Annotated in this window: 7 protein-coding genes and 2 pseudogenes; 7 read left to right on the top strand and 2 right to left on the bottom strand. The window is 71.4% G+C overall.

What is annotated here, in order from left to right; genetic code table 11:
* Nucleotides 1-1,101 (top strand): annotated as a pseudogene (locus AC08OX_RS08405) (hypothetical protein); the annotation flags it as partial.
* A gap of 366 nt (nt 1,102-1,467) precedes the next feature.
* On the top strand, nt 1,468-3,801 hold the full coding sequence (locus AC08OX_RS08400) for a WD40 repeat domain-containing serine/threonine protein kinase (protein WP_476607291.1): 2,334 nt from the start codon (nt 1,468-1,470) through the stop codon (nt 3,799-3,801).
* Here the strand turns inward: AC08OX_RS08400 and AC08OX_RS08395 are convergent.
* Nucleotides 3,783-5,213, bottom strand: a complete 1,431-nt coding sequence (locus AC08OX_RS08395; protein WP_476607289.1) for a class I SAM-dependent methyltransferase — start codon at nt 5,211-5,213, stop codon at nt 3,783-3,785. The two genes, AC08OX_RS08400 and AC08OX_RS08395, sit on opposite strands and share 19 nt — an antisense overlap.
* Complete coding sequence (locus AC08OX_RS08390; RefSeq protein ID WP_476607290.1) at nt 5,210-7,789, bottom strand: HAD family hydrolase; 2,580 nt, start codon at nt 7,787-7,789, stop codon at nt 5,210-5,212. Before AC08OX_RS08390 ends, AC08OX_RS08395 begins: the two co-directional genes overlap by 4 nt.
* Before the next feature lie 478 nt (nt 7,790-8,267).
* On the opposite strand from AC08OX_RS08390, the gene AC08OX_RS08385 reads away from it, so the two are divergent.
* The 5 genes and pseudogenes from AC08OX_RS08385 to AC08OX_RS08365 all read left to right on the top strand — a co-directional run.
* Nucleotides 8,268-9,224, top strand: a complete 957-nt coding sequence (locus AC08OX_RS08385) for an ABC transporter permease (protein ID WP_476607288.1) — start codon at nt 8,268-8,270, stop codon at nt 9,222-9,224.
* Nucleotides 9,225-9,343: 119 nt separating this feature from the next.
* The gene (locus AC08OX_RS08380) at nt 9,344-10,606 is read left to right on the top strand and encodes an ABC transporter ATP-binding protein (protein WP_476607287.1); all 1,263 of its coding nucleotides are present in this window, start codon (nt 9,344-9,346) and stop codon (nt 10,604-10,606) included.
* Nucleotides 10,603-12,051 carry a glycosyltransferase family 2 protein gene (locus AC08OX_RS08375; RefSeq protein WP_476607286.1) on the top strand — a complete coding sequence of 483 codons (1,449 nt, stop codon included), beginning with the start codon at nt 10,603-10,605 and terminating at the stop codon, nt 12,049-12,051. Before AC08OX_RS08380 ends, AC08OX_RS08375 begins: the two co-directional genes overlap by 4 nt.
* Complete coding sequence (locus AC08OX_RS08370) at nt 12,048-13,652, top strand: glycosyltransferase (protein ID WP_476607285.1); 1,605 nt, start codon at nt 12,048-12,050, stop codon at nt 13,650-13,652. The genes AC08OX_RS08375 and AC08OX_RS08370 overlap by 4 nt, the downstream gene beginning before the upstream one ends.
* Nucleotides 13,653-13,697: 45 nt before the next feature.
* Nucleotides 13,698-13,841 (top strand): annotated as a pseudogene (locus tag AC08OX_RS08365) (glycosyltransferase family 1 protein); the annotation flags it as partial.

The following is a 13,841-nucleotide window of genomic DNA, read 5'->3' as shown; positions in this document are numbered from 1 at the left end:
GCCGGCCCCCGCACAACCGGCCCCCGCACAACCGGCCCGCACCCCACCGGGACGGAGCCCTTCCTGCTCGCCGAGGCCGGACCCGCGGGACCACCCGCCTCCGCGCTTCGCGTGCCCTGGCGCCAGCTGCTGCTTGGTGGCGCGCTGGCGATCGCGCTCGGCGGCTGGTGGTGGATCGTCAACATCGTCCGTTACGGCACCTTCCAACCGGAGACGCCGGGATTCCCGCTCGGCCAGTATCTGGGCGACGACTGGGGTGCCTACACCGAGCTGCTGATCAACGGGACGATCCTGCGCTGGTGGGGATCCTTCGGATGGTTCGAGGTCAACCTGACGACGGTCCCGGTGCGCACGGGCACCGCCGTCGTCATCGTCGTCTTCGCCCTCGCCCTCATCCGGGCCCGGACCGGACGCATCCGGGTGGACCTGCTGTTCCTGCTCTGGCCCACCTGGGCGCTGTTTGGCCTGATGACCCTGCAGTCCGCGAAGAACTTCGACAGGTACTTCCACGTCAGCGGGATCTCCGGCCGCTACCTGTACGCGGGCCTGGCGTCGCTGGCGATCGGGGTCGGGATGGGTGCGGCGGCGACCGGCCGTCATCTCTCCCGGATCATGCCGCTGCTCTTCCTGGCCGGCGCGACCACCCTGCAGGCCTGGGCGATCTCGATGGTGTTTCCGCACTTCTGGCGACCCACGGGCGGCGACCTCAGCGACGCGTGGGACGCGATGGCGGCGTGGGCCCCATGGTCGCAGGGCGCCCTGACGTGGCTTGCCGGCGCGGTGTGCGTCCTCGCCGTGGCAGCCCTGGCCTGCTGCATCGGGGTCCTTGTCACCGGCGGTCCGGCCACCCGCTCCGTCGGCGGGGCCCCCGCTCAGCCTCCGCCCTCGTCCAGGGGACGGTCGCCATCGACGGGACAGCGGCCGGCTCCACCCCTCGCGCCGTATCCGTCGCACCTGCCGCCGGAACGGCCGCGGACCGCCGGCGCGCCGGATGCCACCACCGGCTCGAAGGCGGTCACCGGCTCGAGCCCGGCGGCCGGCACGGGCCCGGAGCCCACCGGCCAGGGCCCCTCCGCCGCGGGGCATCCGCGCTCCCCCTGATCCGGCATCGCCGACAAGGAACCGGAAACCATCCGACCATCGTGCATGTTCTCTCACGGAGAGTAACACTGAATCCTGGGCCTCGGACAAGGCGCAACCGGCCACGGCGGCGCTGCGCATCGGGGCTCGGGGGCCTCGGATGGTGATTCCGAGGCGCATAGGATCCGCGATGTCAACCATCTCGGTTCGGGAGGGGTCTTGCGCCGCAAGCGGGAGACGGGCAACGCGGGGACGGTGGCGCCCCCGTCCGCATCGCCCGCTCGACCCGACCCCGCCTCCGAAGCGAACCCCGTGGGACCCGAGACGCCCTCCGGACCCGCCGCCCGGTCGGGACGGGGGACATCCTCGGCGCCGGACTTCGGCCCGGTGGGCGGCAGCGGTCTGACGGGGCCGTCCATCGAGCCCCTCGACAGCGGCGACCCGACCGAACTGGGCCAGTTCACGCTGCTGGGACGCCTCGGTGAGGGCGGGATGGGGACCGTCTTCCTCGGGCGGGGCAGGCCGGACGTTGCCGAGCACGCCGGCCGGCTCGTCGCGGTCAAGGTCATTCGGCCCGACCTGGCCCGGGTGCCCGAGTTCCGGGCCCGGTTCCGCCGGGAGGCCGACATCGCGCGCCGGGTCGCCCGCTTCTGCACCGCCGAGGTACTCGGCGTCGTCGATCCGCCGGACGGGCGGCCCTACCTCGTCACCGAGTACATCGACGGCCTCACCCTCGCCCAGACGGTGGCCGCGGACGGCCCGCTGCGGTCGGCCGACCTGGAGCGCGTCGCGGTCAGCGTGGCCGCGGCGCTGACCGCCATCCACGGCGCCGGCCTCGTACACCGTGATCTCAAGCCGTCCAACGTGCTGCTCTCGGCCTTGGGTCCCCGCGTCATCGACTTCGGCATCGCCCGGGCGCTGGACGCCCCGACGATGATCAGCCAGGAGATCCAGCGGATCGGTACACCGGCGTTCATGGCCCCGGAGCAGGCCAACGGCGAGCCGGTGACGGCGGCGGCGGACGTCTTCGCGTGGGGTGGCCTGGTGACCTATGCGGGCACCGGTTCCTTCCCCTTCGGGGACGGGCCGACGCCGGTGCAGCTCTACCGCGTCGTACACCGCGAACCACTGCTCGACGGTCTCGCTCCAGCCCTGCGGCCGATCGTCGAAGAGGCCATGCGCAAGGACCCGGCCACCCGGCCGAGTGCCCAGGAGCTGTTCCTGCGTCTGGTCGGAATGGGTCCGACCACGCATCCCGACCCGGAGGTGACCCGCGTCATCCGTGCCGGGGTGTCGATGCCCGCGCCCCCGCAGCGGACCGACCCGGACCGCTGCGCGCCCGGACAGATGTCTGCCCCGGGCGGGTCTGCCTCAAGCGGGTCGGTCGGCGCCGGGCCGCCCGTCGACCCGTCGGCACGGGACCGCGGCCGACGGAACTGGCGCCGCGTCGCGCTGCTGGCCGCCCCACTCCTCGCGGTCCTGCTCATCGCGGCCCTCATACCATTCGCGCTCACCACCGGCAGTGACCGGCGGCCGAGCCGGGAGGAGACGGCCGCTCGCGTCGCTCTGGCCGCCGAGGCCGTCCGCAACTCCGATGCGGACCTGGCCGCCCGGCTGTCCCTGGCGGCCTACCGCATCAGCCCGGTGCGGGAGGCCCGCGCCGCCCTGCGCACCTCCTTCGCCGCCGCGACGGCGACGGTGCTCGACGGGCACACGCAGTCGGCGCTCGGTGTGGACATCAGCCGGGACGGGCGCCTGCTGGCCTCGACCGGTGCCGACAACCTCGTCCAGCTGTGGGACATCTCCGCACGTTCCCATCCGGTGAAGCTCGCCACCCTGGCCAGGCACACCTCGTGGACGCTCGACGCAGCGTTCAGCCCGGATGGACGGCTGCTCGCCACGGTCAGCTACGACCGGTCGGTGATCCTGTGGGACCTCGGCGATCCGCGCCACCCCGTCGAACTCTCCGTCATCCTCGGACACAACGGCTGGGTACTCGACGCCGCGTTCAGCCCGGACGGGAAGGTCCTCGCCACCTCGGGCTATGACAACACGGCCCGGCTGTGGGACGTCACCGATCCGCGCCGCCCCAGTCAACTGTCCGTGCTCGACCGCCACACCAGTTGGGTGAACGAGGTCGCGTTCAGCCCGAATGGTCACCTGTTGGCGACCGCCAGCGCCGACCGGACGGCCCGGCTGTGGGACGTCACCGATCCGCGCCGGCCGCGACCGCTCGCAGCCATCACCGCGCACACCGACTACGTGTGGGCGGTCGCCTTCAGCCCGGACGGCCGGCGCCTCGCCACGGGCGCCTATGACGGTACGGCCCGAATCTGGGACATCACCAATCCGTCTCGGCCGGCGGCCACCGCTTCCTTCCCGGCCGACGAGAAATGGGTGTTCGACGTGGCGTTCAGCCCGGACGGCAGGACCCTGGCCACCGCGGGCTGGGACACCACGGTGCACCTGTGGGATGTCACCGAACCGAGCCGGCCGCCGGCGATCGGCACCATCACCGGGCACGGGGACTGGGTGCAGGCCCTGGCGTGGACACCAGACAGCCACGGCATCGCCACGGCAAGCGACGACTACACCGTGCGCATCAGCCGGATCGGTGACGCCGACCTGATCGCCGCCGCGTGCGCCGACCCGTCGAAGCAGATCACCGATGCCGAATGGCAGCGCCACATCTCAGACGTGCCCTACCAACCGGTCTGCTGACCACCCGAGGTCCGGTCCGAGGGCGGTCGCCGCGTGCCCGGCGGCGCCGCTGCCGGCGGGGGTGGCACCGGGGTGGCCGAGCGACGGCGCAGCGCGGGCAGGGCGCCGCGACCCGCGCCGGCATCGGCGATCCGCGTCTGCACCCTCGCCAGGCGGTCCTGTCCGGTGGTGCTCAGCCGGGACCGCAGCACCGAGTTCGCGATCCGCGCGACCTGCATCAGCTTGGGCTCGTCGACGTCCGCGGCCGCCCAGTGGCTCTGGGCCCACCGCTCCTCGCGTTCCTGCTCGCGCCGGCGGAGCTCGGCGACCTCCTGCTCAAGCTGGGCGATGCGGTGCAGGTGCTCGAGCTCGATGGCCGCGAGCCGGCTGCGCTCGTCGTCCAGGCGCGCCCACTCCCGCTGCCGCGCCCGGGCGACCGCCGCCGCGGTGTCCTGCAACCGCAGGACGTGCAGGTAGAGGTCGATGCGGTTGCGCTCCAGGCGGGAAAGTAGCCGGTTGGACACCCACGGAATGAGCAGGTCGGCGACGCGACGCGCCCAGGGAGCCCGCCGGTCGATCACCACGCCCAACCCGAAGATCGGTGCCACCGTGAAGAAACGCAGGTCAGGGTGGTCCGCGACGAAGTCCTCGACGGCCGTGCGCACCCCGTTACGCGGACCGCTCTCGGTCAGCGCCCAGGCGAAGGCTCCCATGCCCCGAAAGCCCCCGGGAACGGTCTCCCTGTTGTCGATCTCGACACCGACGTCCCACGAGTGCGGCTGCCGGGCGCCCTCGGGAATGCGGTCGGGGTTGTAATACTGGTCGCGCCGGCCGGCCGGCCAGCCGACGTCGTGCAGGATCACCAGGGGAAAGTAGGACCGGCCGAACAAGGTGACCGCTCGGTCGATCTCGGTGAGCTCGCCGTGCACGGTGGCGTAGTTGTGGTCCCCGTCGATGAGGTAGGCGTCGGTCGGCGCGTGGCCGTCGAGCGCCTGCGGGCTGTGCCCCCGGATCACGTGCACATCGAGGCCCCCGCCGGAGGCCGGCGACACCCCGGGCTCGGGATCGATGACCACTAACCGCCCGCCACCGCCACGGCGCAGCAGGTCGACGAGGAGCGAGGTGGTGACCCCGCTCTCGGAACCGATCTCCGCGATGCTGCGCGCCCCGGACTCCTCCAGCAGCGGCACCCAGATCTCGCGCAGATCGGACAGGGAGTGCAGGAGCAGGGGCGCCAGCGTGGGTTCGGCGGCGTCCCCGACCTCGACGGCGTGATCGCCCTGCCGGGTAAGCGTCGTGCCTGGTCCGGTGCCCGGTCCGCTGCCCGGTCGGGCCTCGAGGTCCGTTCCGGTGTCCATCCCGGCGGCGACGGCGGCGAGCTCGGCGAAACTGTCCCGAACCTCGCTGCGCTCTGAGTCCGGGTGGTCCGTCACCGCGATCCCCCGAGCTCGCGCCGGATCTTGCGTGCCGCCCGCAGCGGCAGACCGTCGCGGGCGGGCTCCGCCGCGAGCAGGGCCAGCGGATCACCCCGGATGCCCATCCAGCCGAATGCCAGCTCGACGTCGAGGGCGTAGACCCCGGCGAGCTGCGGCTGTGTGGCGAGGTCGATCGTGTAGACGAACTGTGGGTCGTCCCCGGTGATCTCCACCAGGTTCGGCTGGAGCAGCCGGCAGCCGAGGAGGGCGAGCTGCTGGGCGGGATCGTCCAGCGAGGTGATGGTTATCTTGTCCGGCTCTGGGGTGTTGTTGATATGAAAGGACAGCGTCAGCCAGTCCAGGCGGAGCAGACCGCGCCGACCCGCCGGGTCGATGCGGATCCGGCGTACCCCGACCGCCTCCAGGCTGAGCCGGACGATCGACAGGCCGTCGCGGGCCGACCGGGTGACCGCCGTCTCCTTCGGACCGTTGACGAAGTCCCCGCCCGTGTCGACGTAGACCTCCACGGGCCCCGCCGCGGCCTCGGGCGAGACCTCCTCCGGCGGGATGCCCGCGGCGGCGGCCAGCCCGCTGATCACGGCCAGCGGCCGGTTCGCGACCCCGGCCACCCCGGCGGGCCAGTAAAGCTCGCGCATGGAGATCCGGTCGATGTCGGCCGGGGTGAGATACGGCATCCGGCGGACCAGCTCCGGCGGCAGCAGGCCCTCGGTGGCGTCGGAGCCGAAGTTGTCGTCGTGCGCCCAGGCACCGAAGGCCGCGGCCTCCACCGCGGTCGGCCGGGCGACGAAGCGGGTCAGCGTCCGCAGCCCCGCCTGACGCGCCCCGGCGCAGGCCAGCGACGGCATCGGGGTCTCCGAGCGCCGGTAACGCAGCCATTCCCGCTGGAAGGCCAGGACGCCGTCCTGGACGGCGGCTCGCTGGGCGACCTGCGTCCGCGAGGTCCGGTCGATGCTGAGCACCGGATTACCCATCTCGTCGAAGGAGACCAGTGACCCGACGTCGGGCATGCAAAGCTGCTCGAGTACCTCGGGGCTACGCATGAGCTGGTTCGCCAGGGTCTCGGGCTGACCACTTGTCGCAACATATCCCTCCAGCTCCAGACCGGCCAACCGGTGCGTCATCGCAGCCTGGTTCGTAGCCAGGTACAGGCCGAGGATGTCCAGCCCGCGGCCGGTGGAGGCGAGCAGCCGGGTGAGCAGCGCCTGGATCGTCCCGCCCCAGCCCAGGTCGAGGAAGACGACCCGGCCACTCTCGGGTAGCTGGCTGTCGAGGTAGCGCACGTAACGCTCACGCAGGCGGGACGCGGTCAGCACGATCTCGCTGCGGATCCGCTCATCGGAACAGAGCGCCTCGAGGGTGTCGTCGAGCAGGCCGGGCACGTCGAGGCGGCGGTCGGCCAGCGCCGAGATGCCGGCGACGTTCTCCAGCCGGACCCCGAGCTGGCGCAGCAACTGCCCCACACTCGGCGCGTGCCGACGGACCAGGAAGCTCCTGAGCTCCTCGGGGTTGCCCTCGAAGACGTTGGCCAGCGCGCACACCTGCCGCGACGCCCACAGCGTCGAAATGGTGATCCCGACATCCTCGCCGGGACCGACGAGCAGGCGGGAAAGGAAGTCGCCCTCCCGCATCAGGCAGTGGATGTGGTCGGCGCCGAAGTCACGGGCCCGTTCCACAGCCCACTCCGCGAAACCGGTGAAGACCGGCCCGAAGACCGTCGCGCCGGCCTCCCAGTACCGGCGCAGCCCCGCGGGGACCGCGAGGGCGTCGGCACGGTGCAGTGACCGGGCTCGCAACGCGGTCATCCCGTAGTCGCCGTCCACCGGGTCGATCGGGAGGTCGTCGCTCGGCGCCTTACGCAGACCCTCGAGCTCAAGGGTCTGCTCCAGCGTCCCGGAGTACTTCGGGTAATGGATTGCGACAAGCCCGTGCTCGCGGGCGCCCTCGACGTCGGCGACGGGGTGGTCGCCAAGGTGCACGACCCGGGACGGCTGCAGGTTCGACGCGGCGAGCATGTGCTGGAACAGCCCGTCACTCTTCGACGTCCCTGCGTCGGAGGAGGTGAAGATGTGGGTGAAGGGCACGCCGGCCAGCTCCGGCCGGTTCAGCAGCCGTTCGAGCTGGCCGGCCGAGAAGTACGTGTCGGACAGCAGGTAGACCGGCAGGCCGAGCTTCGTCATGGCGAGCTCGGCGAGCTCCACCACGGCGAGGTCGGCGCGGCAGAGCTCGCGTTCGACCGCGACCTCTGCGTCCAGGAGGTCCTGGACGCCGGGTAGCGCCGGCAGCAGCAGCTGCCAGATCTCGTCCAGCCGCACCTCATGGGTACCGCGGGTGGCCTCGGCGTGCAGGCGGGCCAGCTGCTCGGCGTGGACCCGCAGCCGGGCGAACTCGCCCGGGGAGACGCTGGCGGGCAGGTGGCCCGCGTCCGCGAGCCGCCGGCCCAACAGCACGAAGGCATGGGCGGGCTCTGGCACCATGCGCCACAGGAGGGTGTCGAAGACATCCAGAGTCAGGGCCTGTGCCCCGCCCGACTCCAGGTGCGACCACACTTCGCGTAGCCGGACGTCGGTGAACACGACCGTCCTCTCCGTGCGGCCGGTTACGACCGCCTCCGCCGGGTCAGCCACGACGGCCGGCGTGCGTCGGGATTCTCCCGCGCGGCCTCGGCCGGCCGAAGCCAGATGGACGGATCAATACTATGAACCGTGCTCTGGCCGCCGGCCACCGGAGTGGGTGGCGTCGCCCGCCCGGCGATGGCACGGTACCGTCCGATTCTGACGAGAAGCGGGCCAGTTCGACCCTAGACATCATTGACTATTCGTCCGCAAGCAGGGCGATACTCTCGGTAGCCGGAAAAGACGGTCGGTCGGGTCGCGGAACCCGCTTGGACGTGGGACGAACCAGGGGCGCCTCGGTCTCGGTAGTGTTCAGATCCCCTAAGCGTCGAGCCGAAGTGTCGAGCCGAAGTGTCGAGGAGGAGCGGACAGGTGCAGCTCCAGTCGCGCCATGGCGGCGAGCGGTACCCGCGCGTTCGGGAGACGGGGAGGGCGTGCCGTGTCCCATCTGGCTGACGCCGCGCTGCCGGCGGGGGCGCCGGTGGCTCCGTCCGCCCCGGAGCCGCAGACCGGGCCGCCCGGGCCGGAGCACCATCACGCGCTGGACGTGAGCCGGCTGGCCCGTCGCAGCCGGGCCCAGACGAGGGTGCGCTGGGAACTGCTGCGCAATCTCATCCGCAAGGATCTCAAGGTCAAGTACAAGGGGTCGACGCTGGGATTCGCCTGGTCGCTGGCGAACCCGATGCTCCTTCTCGTCGTGTATACCTTCGTGTTCCAGATCGTGCTGAAATCAGGAATCCCCCGCTTCGGTATTTACCTGATGTCCGGGCTGCTCGTCTGGAACGCCTTCTCGGGCAGCGTGTCCGCGTCCTGCGGCAGCGTCGTGGCGAACGCGAACCTCGTCAAGAAGGTCCGCTTTCCCCTCGCCGTGCTCCCCCTGTCGGCGGTCGGCTTCGCCGCGGTGCACTTCCTGCTGCAACTGCTGGTCCTGTTCGTGGTGATCCTCGCGCTCGGCTACAGCCTGCTCGGCCCCGAGCTGCTGCTGCTCGTCCCGGCCGGAGCCGTCGCCCTCACCTTCACCGTGGCGCTGTCCCTGCTGGTCAGCGCGCTCAACGTGCGTTACCGCGACACCGCCCATCTGCTCGACGTGGCGCTGCTCGCCTGGTTCTGGCTGAATCCCATGGTGTACGCCTTCGGCCTCATCCAGAACAGGTTGGCCGACCTGACCTGGGTGTATCTGCTCAACCCGATGGCCGTCGTGGTCATCACGTTCCAGCGGGCGATCTACGATCCACCCCCGGGTAACTCGACGGGTTCCGCCCCCATCCTGGCGAACCCCGGTTACACGTTCTACCTGGAACATCTCGCCGTCGCCGGGGTGATCTCCCTCGCCCTGCTGTGGCTGGGGCTGCACGTGTTCCGCGCCCTGCAGGCGGACTTCGCCGAGGATCTGTAGTCGGCCCGTGGCGGACCGGCCCTGTCCTCGTCGCCCGCCGAAGGCCCCGGGAGCCAGCACGCCGACCGCGGTGCGATCATGATGGGACGTCCGCAGGCGGCCAGCAAGGAGTAGCAGTAGTGGCCCGATACTCGTCCGCGTACCCGCCGAGCCCCGCCGCCCCGCCCGAGGGCAGGGAGGCCGCCGCGTCACCCGACCCGGCGCGCGAGGCGCCCGTGGTGATCGAGGCCGCCGGAGTGAGCAAGAAATTCGTCTCGTACCACAACCGGGCGACCAGTCTGAAGGAACGGTTCGTCCGTCGGGGCGGCCCCGCCGGGGACGACTTCTGGGCACTGCGCGACATCGACGTGACGATCGGACGAGGCCAGACGGTCGGTCTCGCCGGTGCGAACGGCTCAGGCAAGTCGACGCTGCTCAAGGTGCTCGCCGGGATCCTGCGCCCGACAGACGGACGGGTCGCGGTACACGGTCGGATCGCCTCGCTGCTCGAACTCGGTGCCGGGTTCAACGGCGAGCTCTCCGGCCGGGACAACGTCTACCTCAACGCGTCCCTGCTCGGACTGTCCAAACGGGAGATCGATCAGCTCTTCGACTCCATCGTCGACTTCTCCGAGCTGCGCCACAAGATCGACGATGACGTCAAGCACTACTCGTCGGGCCAGTACGTCCGCCTCGGCTTCGCCGTCGCCGTGCACGTCGACCCGGACGTGCTGCTCGTCGACGAGGTCCTGGCCGTCGGGGACGAGGCGTTCCAGCGCAAGTGCCTGGCCAAGATCGCCGAATTCCGGGCCCAGGGCCGCACGATCCTGTTCGTGACGCACTCCCTCGACCTCATCGAGAACATGTGCGATCGCATCCTGGTCCTGGAGTCCGGGTCGCTGTTCTTCGACGGCCCGCCTGCCGTGGGTACCAAGCTGCTGCGGCAGAAGCTGGGTAGCCTGCCCGCGGGGGAACCGGTCGCCTACCAGTACGCCACGGTCAGGCCGGAGTCGGTCACCTTCAGCCACGAGCCGGGCGGGCCGCCCACCGTGCAGTACGGCCCCGGCGACTCCCTCACCGTCAGCGTCGAGTTCGACGTCACCGAGGGTGCCCCCGAGCACGTGTACCTGCACACCTACATCGTCGGCCAGAACGAGGTGCCGATCTGGATGATGGAGACGCCACCCGGCGGGCTCCCCATCGGGCCAGGCCGCCACATCGTCGACTTCTCGGTACCACGCCTGCCCGAGCTGCTCGGCGCCTTCGCGGTGAAGGTGCACGTCTCGGACGCCGCCACCGGCGCCCCGGTCACCACCCGCCGGTTCGAGGAGCTGTTCGGCGTCGGTGGTGCGCAGGCGGACGGACTGCTCAAGGTCGACTACGATGCGAGGTTGCGCGGATGAGCGAGGAACGCCCGACCCGGCCGGAGGCGGGATCGGCCGTCGAGTCGAAGACCGTCGACGCGCGGGGCGCCGGCGCGAAGACCGCCGAGCCGCTGGCGACCATCGTGATCGTCAATTGGAACGGCGCGCATCTCCTGCCGGCCTGCCTGGACGGCATCGCCAAGCAGGAGGCGGATTTCGCCTACCAGACCTGGGTGGTCGACAACGCCTCGTCCGACGGCTCGCGGGAGCTGCTCGCCGAGCGCTACCCCTGGGTACGCGTGGTGCCCGCGGAGCGCAACCTCGGTTTCGCCGGCGGCAACAACCTGGCGCTGCGCCAGGTCACGACGCCGTTCGCGGTCCTGGTGAACAACGATGCGATCCCCGAGCCCACCTGGCTCGCGGCGCTGCTGGCGCCGTTCGACGAGCCCGGCGGCCGCCATCTCGGCGCCACCACCGGTAAGGTCGTCTTCCTCCCCCGGTTCCTGCGGATCAGGCTGCACACGCCGACCTTCGTCCCGGGTCCGCACGACTCCCGCGAGCTGGGGGTGCGGGTGTCCTCGGTGACGGTGGACGGGCGCGAGGCGCTGCGCGAGGTGCTCTGGGAGAACCTCACCTATGGTGCCGAGGGACCGAGCGGCTCGCCGTACTTCTGGACCCGAGGGGACGGCGAACTGTGCGTGCCGATCCCCGACGGCGGCCCGGTCACCCTCGGGTTCACCTGGGCGGCGGAATCGCGCAAACAGGTCACCCTGAGCTGGGACGGCCCGACGGGCACGTCGGCCGGAGGGCGAGCGGACCTCGCGGTGGGCCCCGAGTCGACGACGGTGTCGCTGACCGTCGGCGGTGAGGCGCCGCGGGTGAACGTCATCAACAACGTCGGCGGCATCGTCCTGACCGACGGTTACGGTGCCGACCGTGGTTACCAGCAGGTCGACATCGGCCAGTTCGACCAGCCGGAGGACGTGTTCACCGCCTGCGGGAACGGGATGGCGATCCGTTCGTCGCTCGGCCACGAGCTCGGCTGGTTCGACGACGCGTTCTTCCTCTACTACGAGGACACCGACCTGTCCTGGCGGATCCGGGCCCGCGGGTACGGCATCCGCTACGTCCCGGGGGCGGTGCTGCGTCACATCCACTCGGCGTCGAGCGTCGAATGGTCACCGCTGTTCGTCTTCCACACCGACCGCAACCGGCTGCTGATGCTCACCAAGGACGCGACCGCGCCGATGGCACTGGCCGCCGTGATCCGCTACCCGCTGACCACCGTCTCGATCGCGGTGCGCACGCTGCGCCAGGCCTGGCGCGCGCGCAGCCGGCCCGCGATCCGACCGACCCTGCTGCGGCTACGGGTGTATGGCTCCTACCTGCGACTGCTGCCCGACATGCTGCGGGCCCGGCGCGAGATCGGGCGCAGCGCCGCGCGACGGCGGGCGAGCCTGCAGAGCTGGCTGGTGTCCCGATGAACGATCCCGCGAGAGCCGGCCAACCGGCCGAGAACGACCAACCGGCAGGCGGGGTGCGGGCGGCGGTCTACAACCGGTTCTGGCACTCCATGGGCGGCGGGGAACGCCACAACGGCATGATCGCCCAGGTATTGGCCGCCGAGGGCGCCGAGGTCGACCTCCTCGGGCACTCCGAGGTCGACCTCGCGGCGCTCGGCGAGCATCTCGGGCTGGATCTCACCGGCTGCCGGTACGTGCGGTTGCCGGACCGGGGCGAGGAGGCCATCGCCGTCCTCTCCAGGCGCTACGACCTGTTCGTAAACGGTTCGTACATGAGCCGGATCACGCCGAAGGCCCGCCACTCGGCGTACCTGTGCTTCTTCCCGACGCCGTTCGACCACGACATGGCGGCCTGGCGCAAGGCCGCGGTCCGCACGGCCGGGCCGCTGCTGCGCGGGGTTCGCCCAGCGGTGAGCTTCGGCCAGGGCTGGTACCCGCCGGAGGGCGGCCGCCGCAGGCAATGGACCTGGACGAACGGAGCGGGCATCCTCGCCGTCAGCCCGGGCGAGCGGCGCACCCTGCGCGCCGATATCGGCCGGCCCGGCGCGCCCGTCGGTACGCCGTTGCGCCTCCTCGACGCCGACGGCGGCGTGCTGGCCAAGCTGCAGATCGGCACCGACTTCACCCCGTTCGAGGTATCGCTGCCGCCGTCGGCGAACGGTACCGAGCTCACCCTGCTCAGTGACGCGTTCTCGCCAGGCGCGGCGGACGTGCGCGAACTCGGCGTGGCGGTGAGCCGTCCCCGGGTCACCGATGGTGGCGAGGGGCCGATCGCCCGGCTCCCGCTGCGTTTCCCCTGGCTGCTGCGGGACCCGGCCGACCTCGGCTACCTCGACGGCTACGACGTGGTCATGGCCAACTCGCGGTTCACCCGCGGCTGGATCCGCCGGTTGTGGAAGCGCGACGCCGACCTGCTGTTCCCCCCCATCCAGGTGGAACGGTTGCATCCGGCGCCGCGGCGGGAGAAGGCCGTCGTCACCGTCGGCCGGTTCTTCGCCCCCGGCCTCGGCCACGCCAAGCGACAGCTGGAGATGGTGCAGTGGTTCGGCGACCTGTACCGTGCGGGCAACCTGCCCGACTGGACGATGCACGTTGTCGGCGGCTGTGAGGACTCTCAACTGCCCTACCTGGAACAGGTCCGGGCGGCCGGCGCGGGGCTGCCGGTGGAGATCCATCCCAACGCCCCGCGCGCCGAGGTCGAACGGCTGCTCTCGACCAGCTCGGTGTTCTGGTCGGCCACCGGGTACGGCGAGGACGACGACCGGCGTCCCTGGACGGCGGAGCACTTCGGGATGACCACCGTCGAGGCGATGGCCGGGGGCTGCGTTCCCGTCGTCATCGACCGGGCCGGCCAGCGAGAGATCGTCCGGCACGGAATCGACGGCTACCGATGGACCGGCCCGGAGCAGGTTGCCTCCTTCACTCGCCGGCTCGCCGCCGAGGACGGTCTACGCGGTCGGCTCGCCGCCGCGGCGATCGAACGCGCCCAGACCTTCTCCGATGCGGCGTTCGCGCGGCAGTGGCGGGAGATCGCCACCCGGCACGGGTTGTACGAGCGGTGAACCGGCGCGGCGTGGCACTCCCGGAAAGGAGGGGATGATTCCGGCATGAGGGTCGTGCTGGACGGCACGCCGTTGCTCGGGCAACGCACCGGGGTCGGCCGCTACACCGAGCATCTGCTGACCGGGCTCGCCCGGCTCGCCACCGAGCCCGGGTGGGAAGCCGGGGCCGGGTGGGAAGCCGGGCGAGCC

The organism is Frankia sp. CoBUL1 (assembly GCF_978021245.1).
The sequence above is the reverse complement of the archived record's forward strand: the minus strand, read 5'-3'. Positions and strand labels throughout refer to the sequence as shown.

Coding starts and splice junctions, on each gene's coding strand:
- AC08OX_RS08375 (WP_476607286.1), top strand. CDS start 10,603: ATGAGCGAGGAACGCCCGACCCGGCCGGAGGCGGGATCGGCCGTCGAG.
- AC08OX_RS08370 (WP_476607285.1), top strand. CDS start 12,048: ATGAACGATCCCGCGAGAGCCGGCCAACCGGCCGAGAACGACCAACCG.